Source organism: Tenacibaculum sp. DPLXC6, from assembly GCF_056815515.1.
In genome coordinates this window covers 713,397-732,601 of sequence record NZ_CP141806.1, presented here as the reverse complement: position 1 = coordinate 732,601, position 19,205 = coordinate 713,397, and the positions used below count along the sequence as shown (strand labels likewise).

General features: G+C 33.8%; 19 protein-coding genes and 1 riboswitch. Of the genes, 6 read left to right on the top strand and 13 right to left on the bottom strand.

The window, feature by feature from the left end; genetic code table 11:
* Positions 1 to 38 precede the first annotated feature (38 nt).
* From VCM48_RS03310 to VCM48_RS03300, 3 genes are all read right to left on the bottom strand, one after another.
* Positions 39 to 494 carry a DUF3291 domain-containing protein gene (locus VCM48_RS03310; RefSeq protein WP_482271609.1) on the bottom strand — a complete coding sequence of 152 codons (456 nt, stop codon included), beginning with the start codon at positions 492 to 494 and terminating at the stop codon, positions 39 to 41.
* Between the two features lie 15 nt (positions 495 to 509).
* Entirely contained in the window at positions 510 to 1,340 is an 831-nt protein-coding gene (locus tag VCM48_RS03305; protein ID WP_482271608.1) for a DUF4238 domain-containing protein, read from the bottom strand.
* 151 nt (positions 1,341 to 1,491) lie between these two features.
* Positions 1,492 to 2,091 carry a hypothetical protein gene (locus VCM48_RS03300; protein WP_482271607.1) on the bottom strand — a complete coding sequence of 200 codons (600 nt, stop codon included), beginning with the start codon at positions 2,089 to 2,091 and terminating at the stop codon, positions 1,492 to 1,494.
* Positions 2,092 to 2,329: 238 nt separating this feature from the next.
* Positions 2,330 to 2,434, top strand: a riboswitch (SAM riboswitch).
* 50 nt (positions 2,435 to 2,484) lie between these two features.
* Here VCM48_RS03300 and VCM48_RS03295 point away from each other — a divergent pair.
* From VCM48_RS03295 to VCM48_RS03280, 4 genes are all read left to right on the top strand, one after another.
* Complete coding sequence (locus tag VCM48_RS03295) at positions 2,485 to 3,501, top strand: homocysteine S-methyltransferase family protein (RefSeq protein WP_482271606.1); 1,017 nt, start codon at positions 2,485 to 2,487, stop codon at positions 3,499 to 3,501.
* A gap of 3 nt (positions 3,502 to 3,504) precedes the next feature.
* Complete coding sequence (metH, locus tag VCM48_RS03290) at positions 3,505 to 6,180, top strand: methionine synthase (protein WP_482271605.1); 2,676 nt, start codon at positions 3,505 to 3,507, stop codon at positions 6,178 to 6,180.
* A 238-nt stretch (positions 6,181 to 6,418) separates the two neighbouring features.
* A complete protein-coding gene (gene metF, locus VCM48_RS03285) occupies positions 6,419 to 7,375 on the top strand; it encodes a methylenetetrahydrofolate reductase [NAD(P)H] (protein WP_274641320.1) in 957 nt (318 codons plus the stop codon).
* 238 nt (positions 7,376 to 7,613) lie between these two features.
* Positions 7,614 to 8,402, top strand: coding sequence for a PhzF family phenazine biosynthesis protein (locus VCM48_RS03280; protein ID WP_482271604.1), 789 nt, complete (start codon positions 7,614 to 7,616; stop codon positions 8,400 to 8,402).
* 209 nt (positions 8,403 to 8,611) lie between these two features.
* Here VCM48_RS03280 and VCM48_RS03275 read toward each other — a convergent pair whose 3' ends face one another.
* Complete coding sequence (locus tag VCM48_RS03275; RefSeq protein ID WP_482271603.1) at positions 8,612 to 9,619, bottom strand: formimidoylglutamase; 1,008 nt, start codon at positions 9,617 to 9,619, stop codon at positions 8,612 to 8,614.
* 124 nt (positions 9,620 to 9,743) lie between these two features.
* Positions 9,744 to 10,976 carry an imidazolonepropionase gene (gene hutI / locus VCM48_RS03270; RefSeq protein ID WP_482271602.1) on the bottom strand — a complete coding sequence of 411 codons (1,233 nt, stop codon included), beginning with the start codon at positions 10,974 to 10,976 and terminating at the stop codon, positions 9,744 to 9,746.
* A 49-nt stretch (positions 10,977 to 11,025) separates the two neighbouring features.
* Between hutI and VCM48_RS03265 the strand changes: the two genes are divergently transcribed.
* A complete protein-coding gene (locus VCM48_RS03265; protein WP_482271601.1) occupies positions 11,026 to 11,448 on the top strand; it encodes a DUF3995 domain-containing protein in 423 nt (140 codons plus the stop codon).
* 54 nt (positions 11,449 to 11,502) lie between these two features.
* Here the strand turns inward: VCM48_RS03265 and VCM48_RS03260 are convergent, their stop codons facing one another.
* The 6 genes from VCM48_RS03260 to VCM48_RS03235 form a co-directional block, all read right to left on the bottom strand.
* Complete coding sequence (locus tag VCM48_RS03260) at positions 11,503 to 12,486, bottom strand: BtrH N-terminal domain-containing protein (RefSeq protein ID WP_482271600.1); 984 nt, start codon at positions 12,484 to 12,486, stop codon at positions 11,503 to 11,505.
* Between the two features lie 129 nt (positions 12,487 to 12,615).
* On the bottom strand, positions 12,616 to 13,671 hold the full coding sequence (locus VCM48_RS03255; RefSeq protein ID WP_482271599.1) for an alpha/beta hydrolase: 1,056 nt from the start codon (positions 13,669 to 13,671) through the stop codon (positions 12,616 to 12,618).
* A complete protein-coding gene (locus tag VCM48_RS03250) occupies positions 13,671 to 14,177 on the bottom strand; it encodes a cupin domain-containing protein (RefSeq protein ID WP_482271598.1) in 507 nt (168 codons plus the stop codon). The genes VCM48_RS03255 and VCM48_RS03250 overlap by 1 nt, the downstream gene beginning before the upstream one ends.
* 17 nt (positions 14,178 to 14,194) lie before the next feature.
* Entirely contained in the window at positions 14,195 to 14,644 is a 450-nt protein-coding gene (locus VCM48_RS03245; protein WP_482271597.1) for a cyclophilin-like fold protein, read from the bottom strand.
* A 2-nt stretch (positions 14,645 to 14,646) separates the two neighbouring features.
* Positions 14,647 to 15,210, bottom strand: coding sequence for a sugar O-acetyltransferase (locus VCM48_RS03240; protein ID WP_482271596.1), 564 nt, complete (start codon positions 15,208 to 15,210; stop codon positions 14,647 to 14,649).
* A 78-nt stretch (positions 15,211 to 15,288) separates the two neighbouring features.
* Positions 15,289 to 16,155 (bottom strand): helix-turn-helix domain-containing protein, encoded by an 867-nt coding sequence (locus tag VCM48_RS03235; RefSeq protein WP_482271595.1) that lies wholly within the window; start codon positions 16,153 to 16,155, stop codon positions 15,289 to 15,291.
* A 794-nt stretch (positions 16,156 to 16,949) separates the two neighbouring features.
* On the opposite strand from VCM48_RS03235, the gene VCM48_RS03230 reads away from it, so the two are divergent.
* Positions 16,950 to 18,356, top strand: coding sequence for a glycosyl hydrolase family 18 protein (locus VCM48_RS03230; RefSeq protein ID WP_482271594.1), 1,407 nt, complete (start codon positions 16,950 to 16,952; stop codon positions 18,354 to 18,356).
* 91 nt (positions 18,357 to 18,447) lie between these two features.
* Here the strand turns inward: VCM48_RS03230 and VCM48_RS03225 are convergent, their stop codons facing one another.
* Entirely contained in the window at positions 18,448 to 18,798 is a 351-nt protein-coding gene (locus tag VCM48_RS03225) for a hypothetical protein (protein WP_482271593.1), read from the bottom strand.
* A gap of 11 nt (positions 18,799 to 18,809) precedes the next feature.
* On the bottom strand, positions 18,810 to 19,193 hold the full coding sequence (locus tag VCM48_RS03220; RefSeq protein ID WP_440121772.1) for a hypothetical protein: 384 nt from the start codon (positions 19,191 to 19,193) through the stop codon (positions 18,810 to 18,812).
* Positions 19,194 to 19,205 lie beyond the last annotated feature (12 nt).

Genomic DNA, 19,205 nt, shown 5'->3' with positions numbered 1-19,205 from the left:
AGTTGAAGCAATCAACCAGAATTTATATGTAGAAGCTTTTATTTCTTTGGCATTGGAATTTTATTTCTGAAATCAAAAGCAACTTCTGAAGTACCATTTTTTTGTAAATAATCTAATTTATCAACCGCTTTTTGTATTGTAGGATATTCACCTTCAGGTACCCACCACATTGCAGTATATACTTTTCCGTATGATTGAAACCATTCTTTTCTTCTTTTCAAGAAATCCGTATGAAAAGTCTTGTACACAAAGTCACCCAAAGTCTCAATAGATTCCCAAACAGAAACATTAATAATTACCTGTTCGTCATTATAAGGATTGAAACTTGTTGCGTCATTATTCTCGTCTTTTAGCCTCCAAATAAAACCCTCACTGTTTTCAGCTAAATTGTTTACACGGTCTAAATTATCCACAAACTCTTTCATAATAGGGTCTTCAATATTTACTCCTTTCATTCGAGCTACATTGATTTCTGCTATATGGTACTTTTTCATAGGTGTGGTTTATTTTCAATTAAAATCATATTCATTTTTTCCAAACATTTGTTCAAATGAATGACTTTTTACCAAATCATTGTAAAACAATACATCATTACAATCATTTATAACTTTTTCATCATCAAGTTTGCTAATATAAATAGCATATTTTGGTGATATTGGATAATATAATTCAAATTCTTTCAATTCTTCTGTCTCATTGAGTGGTGCTTTAACATTAAAAATAGGCTGGTCACTTGTAATAAAATTTAAAGAAGTGTTGTTTTTTAATAGTTTAATTTTACCATTATTGTAAATCCAATTACCTGTAATTTCGCCATAAATAAAAGATAGAATAATTGACATTTTTTCTAAATCAAATTGTTTATTTTCTAATTCAGCATAATTTATGTTTTTACGCATTTTCTTCGTTCGGGTATATTGTACTCCTAAAAATAAACTTAACTGATGTTTATACTTATCTTCTTTTAAAAATTCAATGCTCCCATTTTGTAGTTTTTTTAGACAAAATTTACCGTACTCTTCCACTCTTGTATGTAAATCTTCAATTCCACATTTAATCAAATATTCATTATTTGAATTAGAAATTTCGTGGTATACGTTAAATATGAGACTCATAGATTTTGCAACATTTGGAATCATCCCCTTAATTATATACTGCAAGAATTTAATTTCTTCAGGGCCTAATTTGTAAGATTTGTAAAAAAATCTTTCTTGTGCTACTCTGCCCAATGATGTATAAAAAGTTTTACCTTTTCTTTGACAACAGATTTTACTATTTAATGTCCAGGGTTTTAGATATTCTTTCCAAACATAATGATGATGTTTTTTTAATTCTTGCACTATAATTTGGTTTTTCAGAGATTACACACAACGGTTTGCGTATATGAAAAGTAGTGGTTTTGTTAGTTGGGACTTTCCAGATGGAGTTATTGTTTAGTTTTAATTCGTTTAACCATTAGCCGCTATTTTTTATATACGTTGTTATGCATAGTTATTTTCTCATTGCGTTATAAATCAACTTTCCAATTCCGCCTCTTTCTTTTATTTTATCATAAACTCCAGCACCTCCGATACTCTTTTTACGTTTAGATTTCGCCTTTAATTTCTTCTTTCTTTTATCTAATTTAGTTTCGTTTTTCTTTTTGCTTGCTGATTTTCTTCTATTCAGAGCGTTTAGTCTTGAATCAAAAAAGTCAGTTAGAGATTCCTTTTCAGACTCACTTAAATAGCCATTTTTGTCAAAATCCGTTATTTCAAACTTTTTTACTATTTCAGTTAATTGTTCAAAACTAAGCTTCAGATTTTTTGCTAATTCAGAGTTTGTTGAGTTGAGATTATCAGATAAAAATTTAGTAATCAGTTCATCATTTCTTTTCCGAGATTCGGTAATCAAAACTCTATTTTGAGGTTTCTTATAGCTTTTCCCATTTTTTCTGTAAGCTTTTAATTCCTCTTTAATTTGGCTGTGTAAAATTTCAAGTTCATTTTTCTTACTATTTGAACGAACTCTTTTCCATAATTTATTCAAATCTTTTGCAGAAAAAGAATCTTGTTTAAAAAATTTTTCTATTTGAATTTGATGTTCGTTCATAATTATGTACAACTTGTTATAAGAGAACAAAAACTACTTTTATCCGGAGTATTGAAGGTGATAAATGGAAGTTTTAGCAATTTTATTCTTCTTGTTTCAAGCATCCAATATAAAACAAAATTATGTTGTTGCCTAGTAGTAAAAGAGCTCTTTTTCAGTTTGTCAATTTAATTATGAAAATAAAAATTGGGTAAATAAAAAATAATACTATAACTTTGCCTCGTTCATTAACGTATTGATGTTATCAAGAAAGGTGGAGGGAATAGACCCTTTGAAACCTTAGCAACCCTTTGTGCAAACAAAGAAGGTGCTACATTCTACTGCTTCGGCAGAGAGATAACGAAAAGAATTTTACTTCCTCTTTTCCTGATAACATTACACTAAATATCAGGAATGTCAAACATTTATCAAGAAATACAAAAACGAATCCTCGTGCTCGATGGCGCTATGGGAACCATGCTTCAGGAATATAAATTTACTGAAGAAGATTTTCGTGGAGAACGTTTTAAAGACTACCCAACGCCGTTGCAAGGAAACAATGATTTGTTGTCCATCACACAACCAGAAGCTGTAAAAGAAGTTCATAGAAAATACTTTGCTGCAGGAGCAGACATTGTAGAAACCAACACTTTTTCAGGAACTACTATCGCCATGGCAGATTACCAAATGGAAGATTTGGTATATGAGTTAAATTATGAATCTGCCAAAATAGCCAAAGAAGTAGCTGACGAGTTCACCGAAAAAGAACCACACAAACCTCGATTTGTAGCAGGCTCTATAGGGCCTACCAACCGTACGGCAAGCATGTCTCCAGATGTAAACGATCCAGGATACAGAGCAGTAACTTTTGACGAGCTGCGCATTGCGTATAAGCAACAAGTAGAAGCGTTGATAGATGGAGGATCAGATATCTTGTTAGTAGAAACTGTGTTTGATACCCTAAACGCTAAAGCTGCATTATTTGCTATTGAAGAGGTAAAAGCTGAACGAAACATAGAAATTCCTATCATGGTTTCTGGTACGATTACCGATGCTTCTGGGAGAACGTTGTCAGGACAAACAGCTGAGGCTTTTTTAATTTCTATTTCTCATATTCCACTACTATCTGTAGGATTCAATTGCGCTTTAGGAGCCAATTTATTACAGCCTCACTTAGAGGCGATAGCCTCTAAAACGGACTTTGCTATTTCTGCTCATCCAAATGCTGGATTACCCAATGCCTTTGGAGAATATGACGAAACTCCAGAAGAAACAGCGGAGCAAATAGAAGAATACTTAAAGAAAAATTTAATCAACATTATAGGAGGGTGCTGTGGCACCACGCCTAAACATATTTCAGCGATTGCAGCAATAGCCGCGAAGTATAAACCACGAAAAGCTGAATTTGTTGCAGCAGTACAAAATAGTTAGTAGATGAGTGAGGAAAGAAGATACATGAAATTATCGGGGTTAGAACCGTTAATTATTACACCCGAAAGTAATTTTATCAATGTAGGTGAGCGTACAAACGTAGCAGGATCGCGTAAATTTCTTCGATTAATTAAAGAAGAAAAGTTTGATGAAGCCTTAGCGATTGCACGTCATCAAGTAGATGGAGGGGCGCAAATCATCGATATTAATATGGATGATGGTTTAATTGAGGGAAAAGAAGCCATGGTACGTTTCTTAAACTTAATAGCCTCTGAACCTGATATTGCTAGAGTTCCTATTATGATTGATAGTTCTAAATGGGAAATCATTGAAGCTGGATTGCGAGTAGTACAAGGAAAATCGGTTGTAAATTCCATTTCTTTAAAAGAAGGAGAAGAAAAGTTTATTTGGGAAGCTACGCAGATTAAACGATATGGAGCCGCAGTAATTATCATGGCTTTTGATGAAGTAGGACAAGCAGATACTTACGAGCGAAGAATTGAAATTGCAGAGCGTTCGTATAACATATTAACTGACATTGTCGGTTTTCCGCCAGAAGATATCATTTTCGATTTAAATATTTTCCCAGTGGCAACTGGAATGGAAGAGCATCGAAAAAACGCACTAGATTTTATTGAAGCTACCCGATGGGTGCGCGAAAATTTACCGCATGTTAGTGTGAGTGGAGGAGTAAGTAATGTATCATTTTCATTTAGAGGAAATAATGTCGTTCGTGAAGCGATGCATTCGGTATTCTTATACTATGCCATTAAAGCAGGAATGAATATGGGAATTGTGAATCCGACAATGTTAGAAGTCTACGATGATATTCCGAAGGATTTATTAGAACATATTGAAGATGTTGTTTTAGATAGAAGAGATGATGCAACTGAACGCTTATTAGAGTTTGCAGAAACGGTAAAAGGAACTAAAAAAGAAAGTAGTGAGCAGGTTTTAGAATGGAGAAGTTTACCGTTGCAAGACCGTATAACACACTCTTTAGTAAAAGGAATAGATGCTTTTATTGAAGAAGATGCAGAAGAAGCACGCTTAAGTGTAGCGAAACCATTACATGTAATTGAAGGACATTTAATGACGGGGATGAATGTAGTAGGAGACTTGTTTGGTGCAGGGAAAATGTTTTTACCACAAGTAGTAAAATCTGCCCGAGTAATGAAAAAAGCAGTTGCTTACTTAAACCCGTTTATTGAAGCTGAAAAAAGCGAGGAACAGCAAGCTATTGGAAAAATATTGATGGCGACCGTAAAAGGAGATGTACACGATATTGGTAAAAACATTGTATCAGTAGTATTAGGCTGTAACAATTATGAGATTGTTGATTTAGGTGTGATGGTTCCACCAGAAAAAATCATAGAAACCGCTAAAAAAGAGAAGGTAGATGCTATTGGTTTAAGCGGATTGATAACGCCTTCGTTGGATGAAATGGTGTATTTAGCCAAAGAAATGGAACGTCAAAATTTAGAAATTCCACTATTGATTGGTGGGGCAACTACCTCAAAAGCACATACGGCTGTAAAAATAGACACACAGTATAAAAATGCAGTAGTACACGTTAATGATGCTTCAAGAGCGGTAACCGTAGTAGGAGATTTGTTGAACCAAGAAACCTCTAATGAATACGTAGCCAAATTGAAGAAAGATTACGAAGAATTTCGTGATAAGTTCTTAAAACGAGGAAAACAAAAGCATTACATACCTATTGCAGAAGCAAGAGAGCGAAAATTTAAAATAGATTGGGATACTACGAATATTACCAAGCCTAGAGAACTAGGAATACAAAAACTAGAACAAGTAAGTTTAAAAGATTTGGTACCGTATTTTGATTGGAGTCCGTTTTTCCGTTCGTGGGATTTACACGGAAAGTTTCCTGATATTTTAGAAGATGAAGTAGTAGGGGTAGAGGCAACTAATTTGTTTGCAGATGCTCAAAAAATGTTACAACAAATTATAGAAAAGCAAGCATTAAAGCCCAAAGCTATTTTTGGTTTGTTTGAGGCAAACTCTATTAACGATGATGATATTTCAGTTCAAAAGAAAGGAAAAGAAGTCGCCATATTTAGAACCTTACGTCAGCAATTAAAAAAGCGTGAAGGTAAACCAAGTTTTGCCTTAGCTGATTTTATTGCGCCTAAGGAAACAGATAGATCGGATTATATAGGAGCTTTCTGTACAGCCATTTTTGGTGCTGATGAATTAGCGCTACAATACAAAGAAAATCACGACGATTACAATGCAATTATGGCACAAGCTATTGCTGATCGTTTTGCTGAAGCTTTTGCTGAATATTTGCATCACAGAGTAAGAACAAAACATTGGGGTTATGCTTCCGAAGAAAATTTAACGAATGATGAATTAATAAAAGAAGATTATAAAGGAATTCGTCCTGCTCCCGGATACCCTGCATGTCCAGATCATTTAGAAAAAGAAACGATTTGGGAACTTTTACAAGTTGAAGAAAATATAGGGGTTAGCTTAACAGAAAGTTTAGCCATGTGGCCAGCAGCAGCAGTTTCAGGATATTATTTTGCCAATGAAGAAGCTAAATATTTCGGGTTGGGTAAAATAACAGACGACCAAGTAAGAGATTTTGCAGAGCGGAAAAACATTCCCTTAGAAAAAGCCAGAAAATGGTTACACCCAAACATATCAGATAATTAAGAATAATTTAAAAATAAACAAACAAAAGAGCGTATTTAATTAACAATAAGTTTTAAGTTAGGTAAACTAAAAACTACAAAACAGTAGTAATATTGCCATATAAAAAATCAATAAAATTAGACAAATGAAAAAGTATAATTTAGAGATTCGATTTGCAATACAGCTACTGGTAATGGCAGCAATATCGTTGATTGCAGCTTCATTGGTATAGTTAAATACGCCTTTATAAGATACACTTATGAAGGTAATAGAACATTTAGAAAAAGCTAACGGAACATCGTTGTTTTCGTTTGAAATACTTCCACCGTTAAAGGGAGATACAATAGAGTCAATATTTAAAAATATTGATCCATTAATGGAGTTTAATCCGCCGTTTATAGACGTAACTTACCATCGTGAAGAATACGTGTATAAAGAGTTAGGAGACGGACTCTTAAAAAAACAAGTTGTAAAAAAACGTCCGGGTACTGTCGGTATTTGTGCGGCTATTCAAAATAAATACCAAGTAGATGCTATTCCGCATATTTTATGTGGAGGGTTTACCAAAGAAGACACTGAAAACTTCTTAATAGACCTCGATTTTTTAGGAATTGATAACGTAGTTGCATTACGTGGTGATGCAGTAAAAAGCGAAACTTATTTTAAACCAGAAAATGATGGACATGCGTATGCAAGTGAGTTAGTTACACAAATAGAGAACTTAAATAAAGGAAGGTATTTGGATGATGACTTGCAAAACTCATCAAAAACTGATTTTTGTATTGGTGTAGCAGGGTATCCTGAAAAGCACATGGAAGCGCCAAGTTTAGATTCTGATATTCACTTTTTAAAGAAGAAGATAAAAAATGGAGCAAACTATGTGGTAACACAAATGTTTTTCGATAATCAAAAGTATTTTGAGTTTGTAGAAAAATGTAGAGAAGAAGGTATAACTGTTCCAATTATTCCGGGTTTAAAACCTATTTCAACCAAAAAACAGTTGAATTTAATTCCGCACCGTTTTAAGGTAGATTTACCTGATGCATTGGTAAAAGAGGTTGTGAATTGTAAGAGTAACGCAGAGGTACGACAAGTAGGAGTAGAGTGGTGTATTGCTCAAAGTAAAGAGTTACAACAGAAAGGTGTACCTATTTTACATTATTATTCAATGGGAAGATCAACTAATATTCAAAAAATTGCAGAAGCAGTTTTCTAAGATAAATCGTCATTTCGAACCGAAGGAGAAACCGTAAGGTTTAGCGAAGCTAAATCTCATTAAAGTGAGTTACTCATTTTTTTAAAATTTCTCACACTTTGTTTAACTCGATTCTAAATGACGTTAACAAGAGTTTTTTTGTTACTATATTATCTATGTCATTCCGAACGGTAGAGAGGTATCGTCTTTTATGTGACAAAATTGAAAGTAATATATTTACGTGTTAAATAATGAAAAGATGAAATTGCCATTATATCAAATAGACGCTTTTACAGATAAAGTTTTTGGAGGAAATCCAGCATGTGTTGTTCCGTTACAAGATTGGTTACCAGATGAAGTTCTTTTAAAAATAGCAAAAGAAAATGCGGTGGCAGAAACAGCATTTTTTGTTGATAAAGGAAAGAAAATACATTTAAGGTGGTTTACTCCAGAAATTGAAATGGATTTATGCGGGCATGCAACACTTGCTACAGCTCATTGTTTACATTCAATTTTAAATTATCCTCATAACGAAATAGTATTTGAAACATTAAGTGGTGATTTAATTATTACGATTGAAAAGGACTTTTATTCGATGGATTTGCCATCTCGAATGCCTGTTGCTTCTGAGTTACCTGAAATCATTCAGAAGTCTTTAAATATACAACCTAAAGAGGTTTTAAAATCTAGAGATTATGTATTAGTATATGATTCTGAAGAGGAAATAAAAAATATAAAAGTAGATAGACAGACCTTTGATCAAATAAATTTAGATCCAGGAGGGATAGTAGTTACAGCTGTAGGAAATAATTCCGATTTTGTATCAAGGTATTTTACACCACAATCCTCTATTTTAGAAGATCCTGTTACTGGTTCTTCTCATTGTTCATTGGTGCCATTTTGGAGTTCTCGATTGAATAAAGATAATCTTGATGCAATACAAGCTTCTGAAAGAGTAGGAGTATTAAAGTGCCAAAATAAAAAGGATAGGGTCATAATTAGCGGTAAAGCTAAAACGTATTCAGAAGGAAACTTATGGATAGAATAACTAGTATTTAAAGAATTGTCATTTCGAACCGAAGGAGAAACCGTAAGGTTCAGCGAAGCTAAATCTCATTAAAGTGAGTTACTCATTTGCTTAAGATTTCTCACACTTCGTTTCACTTGGTTCGAAATGACAAGAAGTAATCGGTTTGTCGACTCACAGATTGCTTCACTCTGTTCGCAATGACGTACTTATCTTCTTATAAGTAATTATTAATTGCTCTTAGCCTTTATAAAATCAGAAATTAAATAACTAATATATTTTCCTACTTGTCCGTTAGCAACGTCATCTTTAACAACTGCTGGAGCACCTTCACAAATGTGTAAATAAGAAGCATTTTGTAGCTTCCCAAAATAATGTGTGAATCTACGTGCTTGTTGTGGTGTAAATCCGCTAGGTGTCATGGCACTACTAGGAAAGTGTTGCACACAATCCAAATCGATTTCAATTCCGAAAGGAGTATTTTCTATAAAACTTTCAGCGCGTTGTAACTCACCATTAAAAGAAGTAGACTGATATACTTCTAACTCTTCAAAGGTGTTGTACTCTAAGTTTAAACTATCATGAATCATTTCAAAAACATACTGAGGCGTGTAGTTTTCATGCAGTCCAAACATAAAGTAGTTCTTAATAAAACCCTCTTGTAAAGCATACGAAAATCCGTTACCACTATGGCGCTCTTCCAAACGACGTAAATCGGTATGCGCATCTAGGTTAATTACATTTACAGGTTGTTCCTTTCCTTCTGAAAGTCCTTTAATGTTTCCGTAAGCGTTGTTATGACCTCCACCAATAATAATTGGTGTTTTACCACTTTTAACAATGACTTTGATAAGGTTAGAAAGTTCTTTATCAATTGCTTTTACTAATAAATCACCTTTCTCTCTGTCGTTAACGTCAAAGCTATATACATCGTCTAAACAATCTAAATATCCTAAAACTAGGATGTTATTTCCGTCGATAAACTGATTCTGCTGTGTGTTTAAAAATGCTTTTAAAGCAGGAACAAAAGCAGTATGTGCACCACCATTTCCACCATTCATACGAACCCCAATATCTTCGGGAACTCCTAAAATAACAAAAGAAGCAGTTGAGTTTTTAAGTTCCTCTTGTAGCTCTTTTTTAGAGTCGATTACAGCAACGCACTCTCCTAATTTTGTTTCACCTTCACGTGGGGTTACAAACTCTTGTATTTCTTTTTCGTTGAATATTGTTAGCATATTGTATTGTCTTTTTAGAAAACGTCATTTCGAACTGAAGTGTAACGAAAGGAGAAATCTCAAGAATGTTCGTAACTCACCTTAATGATATTCTTCGTTATCATTCGGAATGACAGGGTATAATTTACATTTCTTTTCCGTTGATGAATACTGAATCTATTAAATTACTTCCGAAGGAATACGGTAAAAATCCATACGAAGGAATTTCTTTAGTAAGAATTAAATTCGCTTTTTTTCCTTTAGTAATACTTCCAACCTCATCAGATAAATTCATTGCATACGCTCCGTTAATTGTTGCTGCATTAATAGCTTCTTCTGGTGTCATTTTCATTTTAATACAAGCCGTTGCTACTACAAAGTTCATGTTTCCTGATGGAGTAGACCCTGGATTGTAATCGGTAGCTAAGGCTAAAGGCAACCCAGCATTCATAATATCACGTGCAGGTGTGTACGGAATACTTAAAAAATACGAGCAAGATGGTAAGGCAACAGGCATGGTTTGCGTTCCTTTCAATGCTTCAATATCTTCTGTATTCATAACTTCTAAATGGTCTACAGATAAGGCATTGTGTTTTACACTTACCTGAACACCTCCAATAGTTGTAAACTGATTTACGTGTACTTTCGGTATTAACCCGTATTGTTGAGCGGCGGTTAAAATTCTGTCGGTATCTTCTACCGAGAAATATCCTGTTTCACAGAAAGCATCTACAAAATCAGCAAGGTTTTCTTCGGCAACTTTAGGTAGCATTTCATCAATAATTAAATTGATGTATCCTTCTTTATTGTTTTTATATTCAGTAGGAAAGGCATGTGCTCCTAAAAAGGTAGCTTTTACAGGAATGTTATAATTCTCGCGTAGCTTCTTAATAACACGCAACATTTTTAATTCAGCGTCTACGGTTAAACCATATCCTGATTTTATTTCAACTGCTCCAGTACCTAAAGCAATAACTTCTTCTAATCGTTTTGCCGATTGTTGGTATAATTCTTCTTCTGATGTTTCTTGTAATTTCTTTGCAGAGTTTACGATACCACCACCACGATTGGCAATTTCTTCATAACTCAATCCGTTAATTCTATCCACAAACTCTTGTTCACGATTTCCTGCATATACAATGTGTGTATGCGAATCGCACCAAGTAGGTAACATCATTTTACCAGTACAATCCACAGTTTTATCAGCAGAAGTAGGGGCTTTTTTCATGCTTCCATAGTCAGTAATAATACCATTTTCAACCAATAAAAAAGCGTTTTTTATGGTAGGTAAAATGTTCATCGAAGCTCCTGATACTTTTTTAGTACTTGTTTCTCTAATTTGGATTAATTCTTTGATGTTTATGAATAAAGTTGTCATGTTGAATGCTTAAATTTGTTAGACAAACTTACGGTAAAAACTACAATTTATGATACATTTTTTAGGAGTGATTTGCGTTTTAATACTCTTTTCTATTTCGTTAATTCACGTTTATTGGGCTTTTGGTGGAACTTTATGGGTAGATGCTGTAATACCTACTAAAACAGCAAATGAAAAAGCGATGAATCCACCTAAAGCACTAACTTTTGTAGTAGCTATAGTAATAGGTGCTTTTGCGGTTGTGTATGCAGAAAAAATACAGCTATTAATACTGAACTCAATGCCTACATGGCTACAAAACTATGGGCTTTATGTTGTAGCCAGTATTTTTATAATCAGAGCTATAGGAGATTTTAAATATGTAGGTTTTTTTAAGAAAGTTAAAGCAACTGAATTCGCAATAAATGATACCAAGTATTTTTCTCCACTATGTTTATTTTTAGGAGTGGTGGGGTTATTGATAGCATTTTAAAGTAAATTATTAAGATAATATAATAAACTTACTTAATAGTTGATTTTTAAGTGTTTAGCAGGTTTCTTTTAGTTGTTCCATTACTATTTTTTCTCTTTCTGATAATTCAATCAATATTTCAGAAGCATAATTAATATATTTAATATCTTTTGTTTCTCCTATTTCGTTGAATAAATCTGCAACGTTTGTCCATAATTTAGCAATAGCACTGTATTCTTCGCTCGATTTAATTAAAGTTTTAGAGTTAAGAAGTTCTCCACTTTCTTTAAGAAAATTACTATACATTTTTCTAAATAATGAACCTCCCGTACCTCCATTTTCCATAAGAGATGCAGAAGTTTGAAAATCCCTTTTTATATCCTTACTGGTTTCAAACCACGTTTTAATTTCTTTACTCGTTTTAAATATTCCTTTATAGCCAATATTCTTAATAGGTGGATTTAAAAAATCAGTAGCATTATTGTAAATAGCAGGTCTAATGATGTTTTTTAAATCAGGTGTTTTTTCTTTTTTAGAAATAGTATAAGAAAGGTTTTTGGAAGACATAGGCCCCTTTTCATTTCTTGCTAGTTCTAAGTTTTTTAGTGTAGTTTTAGCATCTCTACCTTGTTGATTTGTATCGTTTAAATATGCTAATTGGTCATCATACCCATAGATTGAAGCATAATGACCTGCAAAATGAATTTTTGTAGTAAAATAATCTAAATGATAACAATCTAATTTTAAGCCTACTGCTTTTCCTTGTGCTATATATTGCTGAACATTTTTCCACGCTTTTTTTATAGAGGAAGTCTCTTTGACCTCTAAATTTAAGTTTAGGTTTCTACAAATATTTTCGGTCAAAACATCTGGTTTAACTCTACCACCTATAAAGGGGAAGTCCATAATCTTCATATTCCAAAAAATATACCCTAAACCTTCTCCGAGTCCAAACAACATGGGTTCTGAAAGGTTAATATCAAGTTGATATAATAAACTCCCTGTAGTGGTAGTTTCGCAATGTTGACCGTTAAATGGCTTGAAATCTTTTATTATCATAATTTTTTTATTGTGATAACACAAAGCTATTAGTAGTTTGTGACAACCCTATGTCAACTATAAATTAAAAAAGCAGTATGAGTTAAGACTCATACCGCTTTTTTTAGATATTAATGTGCAGTGGTTTTTTTATTTCAAGTTCTCTTTAAAGAATACTTCAAGCTTAGCAAACGGAATTACATCTATTTTATCATATAAATCAGTGTGAACTGCGTTAGGAATAATCATTAACTCCTTGGGTTCTGCAGCAGCCTTAATAGCATCTTCACTAAAATACCTAGAATGTGCATTTTCTCCTGCAATTACTAAAATTGGTCTTGGAGAAATTTCCTCGATGTATGTCATAATTGGCATGTTCATCAATGAAATTGGGGTCGTCATCGTCCATGATCCATTTGAGTTTATAGAACGTGGATGAAAACCTCTTTCTGTCTTGTAATAACTAACATATCCTTGAACAAATTCAGGTTCTTCTCCTGTTAATTGATCTGCTGAAGGAAGTCCTGCTGGACTATATGCAGGTTCACCATTTTCAGCATCAGCCCAACGTTGCTGACTTAGTTGTTCTAACATCTGTGTACGTTGCTCTGGGGTTACACTGTCGAAGTAGCCTTTTGCTGTTACACGAGACATATCGTACATACTTGCTACTGCCACAGCTTTAACACGTTTGTCTACAGCAGCTGCATTCAAAGCAAATCCTCCAAATCCACAAATTCCCATAATTCCAACACGGTTTCGATCAACATAGGATAAAGTCCCAAGAAAATCAATTGCTGCACTTAAGTCTTCTGTAAATATTTCAGGTGATGCAACATTTCTTGGTTTTCCTCCACTTTCACCTGTAAATGAAGGATCGAATGCTACCACAACAAATCCACGTTGGGCAAGTTGATTAGCATATAATCCAGATGATTGTTCTTTTACAGCACCATAAGGTCCGCTGGTAGCTAAAGCAGGTAACTTTTCGTTTCCTTTATTTTTAGGAGAGTATAAATCACCAGTTAATGTTATTCCATATCGGTTTTTAAAAGTAACCTTTTCTCGTGTTACGTTTTCACTTAATTCAAACGTATAATGTTCTGTTTCTTGATACATGTTTTCTGTTTTTTTAATAGTATTATTCTGACCGTTTGAGTAGCTCACACATAAAAGTGTAGCTATTGCTAGTATTAACGCTCTCATTATTTATCTTTTAAATACTCTTTATCTGTAACAGCTTCTTTCCAGTCTACAATTCCTTTTTCAACATTTGGTACAATGTAGAGCTGTTGCAAGCCAACATTAGGACTAGCACCATGCCAGTGATTTACATTTGGTGGACATTTTACTACATCTCCTTTTTTAATAGTCTCAATCGGTCCTCCTTCAATTTGATGATAACCTACACCATCTGTTATAATTAAGATTTGTCCAGCAGGATGACTATGCCAATTGCTTCTAGCACCAGGTTCAAAATAGACATTACCTACTGCTGTGGTAAATACAGAGTCGGGAGCTACTAGTCCATAGTTAAAGGCATTTCCTGTAAATAGTTCATTTGATCCTTTCTCGCCTTTAGGAAAGATAGCGTCTAGTTTATTTTTGTCTGTTTTCATATTTTCTTGTTTTTTTTCGGTGTTTGAATTGCAAGCGGTTATCAGAAATAAACTTCCTGTGAGTATTGCAATCGTTTTGATGTACTTGTTCATATCTTTTAATTTTTGTGTTATTGTTCCAATTCAATAGTTACGGTAATTTTTTCTTTCGCTCTGAAATACTCTATTCCGTTTGTGATTTTCCCCAAGGGAATCAATCCGTTGGAATAACTGAAATCCTTATAAAACAGAGCGATATTTCCCCACGGTGCATACAGTGTAATATCGCCTTCGGACGGTTTAAAACCTTTGGGTGCATCTTCGGTGGAAAGTTTTTTGGACGGGTAAAATATTTTTTCCGTGTTGGCGTAATCGTCCATTTCAACAGTAATCGGAAGCATTGTGGCGAAATCCCTGCTCGTAGGGTTGTCGTACAAAATTGCAGTTGCCGTATTTTCTCCTATCGTTATTTTTAGTTTCATAGATTCCTGTTTTGGTTTGTTTAATTTCTTGTCCTTATTACAAGCGTGCAGTTGCGTACAACTCACTAAAAGAATAATTGTATAAATCAACTTCTTCATACTCATTCAATGTTTTTTATGAATTTTGCAGGTATACCACCTACGATTACATTGTCGGGAACATCTTTGGAAACGACAGCACCTGAAGCAACTACCGAATTTTCGCCAATGGTTACGCCTTGTAAAATTGTGGCATTTGCACCAATCCAAGCGTTTCTTTTGATGTGGATAGGTTTCGGTACGAGTGCGTGTCTGTTTTCGGGTTCTAAAGGGTGTCCTTCCGACAACAAACTGACTTTTGGTGCTATCAGTACATTATCTTCAATGGTAATGCCGCCTAAATCCAAAAACACACAATCAAAGTTGATGAATACGTTTTTGCCGATTTTGGTATGCTTTCCGTAATTGATGTAAAGCGGTGTAAATACGGCTGTACTTTCGTGAATTTCCGAACCTGTGATTTGCCTTAATAATTTTCTGACTTCACCTGGGTCATCCGAATTGTTCATTTGCACGAGCAGTTTTTTCGTGTCGTATGAAGCATTTCTTAATTCCTTTCGTTGGCTGTCGCTGGACGGAATAATTTCTCCGTTTCTCAATCGCTCAAAAATATCTGACTTATCCATCTTTGTATTTTTATAATACAAAGGTCGGACGATTTTAATAGATGCTGTTAAAGATTTTCAAACCAATGATTATGAAATTCAAACTTTTTCTAACCGAACAGAAGATGGACTTGCTCCTGTTTGCTTTTTGAAGAAATTATTAAAGTAAGTTGGGTACTCAAATCCCAAAGCGTATGCGATTTCAGAAATATTCCAATCGGTATTTTGTAAAATGGCTTTAGCTTCATTTGTAATACGTTCTGAAATATGGGTTGTGGTGGTTTTTCCCGTAACCTCCTTTACGGCTCTATTTAGGTAATTGACATGTACCGAAAGGTGTTTCGCATAATCTTTGGCGGTTCTTAATAGAAGCGGTCTATCGGGACTTTCCACAGGAAATTGCCTTTCTAAGAGTTCCATAAAAACATTGGTTAATCGTTCTGCTCCGTTCTTGTCTTGGTTGTAGTTTTCAGACGGTTTTAATTTTAGGGATTCGTGTAAAATCAAGTCTATATAGTTGCGAATCAGGTCATCTTTATGCTCATAGTCAGATTGTTGTTCTTCAATCATTTTTTGGAAAATGCTGTTTAAAAACTTTCGCTGTTGTTCTGAAATATCCAAAATCGGTGTGCCGCCCATTTTAAACAAAGGCGATTTTTGCAAGGTTTCCGAATGTTTTCCCGAAGTGTAAAAGTCTTCTGAAAATAGAATGGTGTAGCCCACATATTGGGTGGAAAGTGTTTCCCAAGAGTAGGGAATGTTTGGATTCCCAAAAAACAAAATAGTCCCTTCGGCATCAAAACTCCTGTTGGCATAATGAATACGGCTTTTTCCCGTGGTCAGACAGATTTTATAAAAATCTTTTCGGCTGTATGCCTTGGTAGCATTACCATCTTTTTCAATCTGAAAGACATTAAATCCTTTTAGTTTTAACTCGCTGTTATATGTTGATAAGATTCTTGACATAATACAAAGTTAAGAAATTCAAACAAGTCAGTGTTTTAGTTCTACATCTTTTTTCTTTCGAGCGCTGGCAAGAAACAGCACATTTGGTTTTTTACTCACATTACATTCATTTTATATAGGTGTTTGTGAATCGCTTCGCTTATTTCAGCGTTGGTTTTTGTATGTAGGCAAAACCAAATGTGCTGTTTGCGCGGTGGGCTTTTCAGCTTGCAGCCAACTTGTTTATATATGTGTAAAATACGTCGTTATACAACCAAAAAGTAAAGTATAAGAGTACCTTTATTGTTCTTTTATTTTTGTTGCTATTCTCCTTGTAAGGGAAATTAAAAAAGGAAGCCATAGCAATTTCACTCTCCCAAATATAAAAAAATAAACACAAGAAAGGATGCGACTTTTATAGGTACAACATCTTATATCTAAGGAGAGCAACACCAAACAAGTAAAAAGCTAAAAATAGGTGCGTGTGTAGAAAAATGTTTGTTAGCATAGTATGCCATATTCTTTTAAAGGTATTGTACATCAGTTAGTTATTTGTTTTTTCTTTTATACATATAAAACATGTATTCGTGATTGATTATCAGTCGTTTACTACCTTTTTTTTAAAACGTGCTTATTAATTTCTCAACTTTATAACAGTAAATGATATGAAATAAAAGCAATAAGAGCAGTAGGGGACTTTAAAAAACTGCATTCGTACTCAGGTAAAGCCTATGTTTGTTAGATATATAATGTATTTGATTAGGTTTTTAATCTGCTGTCGAAAATAATTTAGTAAACATTAAATACAATATATTATGAAAAATTCTCAATTCCCCTACGGCATTAACGCTTGGATCTTTTTAAATGAAGATGAACCACCAAAGACAAACTACAAAAGTCCTGATAGTTGTTTTCAATCGCTTATTAAACACAAAGTATACGATAGTGTAACATCACTTGGAATAGCCTTTTTTGAGGTAGTTCCAGCCACCAAAGGATCAACCATTAAAATGGGAGACTCATCACATCCGGGTGGACTTACGAATCAAGATTATTTAAACTATGTACTTAAGGATGCTCGACAAGTGAATCCGAATATAAAGTTTTTAGCAACGATGGTCTATTCGGGAGATAATACACTGGCGTCTATTTTTTCTCCTGGTGGAAACGAACAAGAAGAAGCAACTAATTTTGCTAATAATCTGGTAGCTTATTTAAAAGAGAATGGAATGAATGGATTAGACATTGACTGGGAAGGTAATGTGTCTACACGTATGACTCAATCTCAATTTAAAGTCTTGTTTTCTACAATTCGCTCTGTGTTTGATAAACAGCCAGTAAAATATTACTTATCGTTCACTCCTGCATGGCCAACAAATTCAATTGATTATCCAACTGTAAATAACGCATTTGATTTTGTATCACCACAGTTTTATGATGGTACACCGTTATCAAGCTTTATAAATGCAGGGATATCACCAGATAAAATTGGTTATGGAGCGCAATTTGAACCAGGAAATGCAGCACCAAACTCTAGTGCTCAACAAGTTTGGAATAGAGTTTCTGAAGGATTTACTAATAAAGGTGCTACTTATGATTATCAAGATATTTTTATGTGGCGTTTTAACTCTGGAAACTTCCAGTTTGAGCAAGCCCAATTTATGATTCTTAATCAGTTAGCAAATCCATTACCAAGTAATACATTTGATGATACCCAGATAGTTGGAGCGGCTGGGAATCCAAACATTACGCAAATGACGATTCGTTCGGGTGATGTACTTGATGCTATCCAAACGGTAAATACTGGAACTGGACCTTATAATACGGGTACTCAAGGTAATAATAAAGGTGTGTTTACTTTGCCACAGCATGGTGGAGATAGTGGAGTAGCTAAAACGATAGATATTCCGTTAAACGATCCAATTGTGGCTGTTTCTGGTTATACAGGTGTGTGGTATGGTTGGAAATGTGTATTACAAATAACTTTAACAGGTAAAAGCGGAGCTTCTTATGGTCCTTTCGGAACTATGAATGGTTCAGCTATGCAAACACCTTTTAAACAGTCTGCTGAGGCAGGACAAAGTTTGGTAGCATTTAAAGGTGCTACTGTAAGCGTTCCGTTGGCTAATGGTAGTCATACAGAAATTATTGCCAGTTTAAATGCTGTTTTTGCTAAGCCTTTTGTAGCTCAGAAATTAAACGAAAAGACACTTTCTCTTTAAGTTTTAGTATAGCAAAGAGTATATAAGATACTTTTAAAATAACATAGGCTATGTGTCATTAAAGTGGCACATAGCCTTTATTAATACAGTTTTACTCTCTAAAAAATAAGTAAATATTGTCTTGGTTTATAGGCTTCCAGTTTTTTGCATGGAAACTGTTTTCTTTCCAGTAAATTAAAAGATTTATATGGTCTATTTTTACAGAATCCTTCCTTTGAGTTAATAGGTTTAAAGTGTCTTTACTTTGAGTAATTCCATTCATTTTAAAATGACCATCTATTTCTGAAATAAAATCACTCAATTCTTCTATTCTTTTGATTTCAACCTGTTCACTATTAGCACTAGTAAGCTTAACCCATTTACTTTCTAATTGCTTCTTTGAATTACAACTTAATAAACTTAAAGAGAAGAATACGATTAGTAATGTGTTTTTTAATCTCATTTTATACCTTTTTATTTTATCACAGCTGTCATTAATTCTTTTTTTATAAACTCTATAGATTCCGCGTAATAATCATTTCCGTCCCAGTCTCCAATTTCTATTTGAGTTTGTTGATTATGTAAACAAATAACAGCTGACATAGGCTCTAATTGTATGCCAAAAGATACTTTTCCATCGTCATATATTGCATAACTATTTTCGGTCTCAGCTTCTCTCCAAGTAGTCTTTTCAATGAGTTTAGTTGCTTTATAAAACTTTAAATTATTGAAAATTTCAGGTTCATGTTCTTTTAGAATCTGATAAATATCTTTTCCAAATAGTACATATCTAGTTTTAGCTTCCTCATAAGTTTCTTCAGTATATTCCTGAGAATCATTTAATAAAAAGTGAGTCATTTTAATAGTCTT

Coding starts and splice junctions, on each gene's coding strand:
- VCM48_RS03310 (WP_482271609.1), bottom strand. CDS start 494: ATGAAAAAGTACCATATAGCAGAAATCAATGTAGCTCGAATGAAAGGA.
- VCM48_RS03300 (WP_482271607.1), bottom strand. CDS start 2,091: ATGAACGAACATCAAATTCAAATAGAAAAATTTTTTAAACAAGATTCT.
- VCM48_RS03295 (WP_482271606.1), top strand. CDS start 2,485: ATGTCAAACATTTATCAAGAAATACAAAAACGAATCCTCGTGCTCGAT.
- metH (WP_482271605.1), top strand. CDS start 3,505: ATGAGTGAGGAAAGAAGATACATGAAATTATCGGGGTTAGAACCGTTA.
- metF (WP_274641320.1), top strand. CDS start 6,419: ATGAAGGTAATAGAACATTTAGAAAAAGCTAACGGAACATCGTTGTTT.
- VCM48_RS03280 (WP_482271604.1), top strand. CDS start 7,614: ATGAAATTGCCATTATATCAAATAGACGCTTTTACAGATAAAGTTTTT.
- VCM48_RS03275 (WP_482271603.1), bottom strand. CDS start 9,619: ATGCTAACAATATTCAACGAAAAAGAAATACAAGAGTTTGTAACCCCA.
- hutI (WP_482271602.1), bottom strand. CDS start 10,976: ATGACAACTTTATTCATAAACATCAAAGAATTAATCCAAATTAGAGAA.
- VCM48_RS03265 (WP_482271601.1), top strand. CDS start 11,026: ATGATACATTTTTTAGGAGTGATTTGCGTTTTAATACTCTTTTCTATT.
- VCM48_RS03260 (WP_482271600.1), bottom strand. CDS start 12,486: ATGATAATAAAAGATTTCAAGCCATTTAACGGTCAACATTGCGAAACT.
- VCM48_RS03255 (WP_482271599.1), bottom strand. CDS start 13,671: ATGAGAGCGTTAATACTAGCAATAGCTACACTTTTATGTGTGAGCTAC.
- VCM48_RS03250 (WP_482271598.1), bottom strand. CDS start 14,177: ATGAACAAGTACATCAAAACGATTGCAATACTCACAGGAAGTTTATTT.
- VCM48_RS03245 (WP_482271597.1), bottom strand. CDS start 14,644: ATGAAGAAGTTGATTTATACAATTATTCTTTTAGTGAGTTGTACGCAA.
- VCM48_RS03240 (WP_482271596.1), bottom strand. CDS start 15,210: ATGGATAAGTCAGATATTTTTGAGCGATTGAGAAACGGAGAAATTATT.
- VCM48_RS03235 (WP_482271595.1), bottom strand. CDS start 16,155: ATGTCAAGAATCTTATCAACATATAACAGCGAGTTAAAACTAAAAGGA.
- VCM48_RS03230 (WP_482271594.1), top strand. CDS start 16,950: ATGAAAAATTCTCAATTCCCCTACGGCATTAACGCTTGGATCTTTTTA.
- VCM48_RS03225 (WP_482271593.1), bottom strand. CDS start 18,798: ATGAGATTAAAAAACACATTACTAATCGTATTCTTCTCTTTAAGTTTA.
- VCM48_RS03220 (WP_440121772.1), bottom strand. CDS start 19,193: ATGACTCACTTTTTATTAAATGATTCTCAGGAATATACTGAAGAAACT.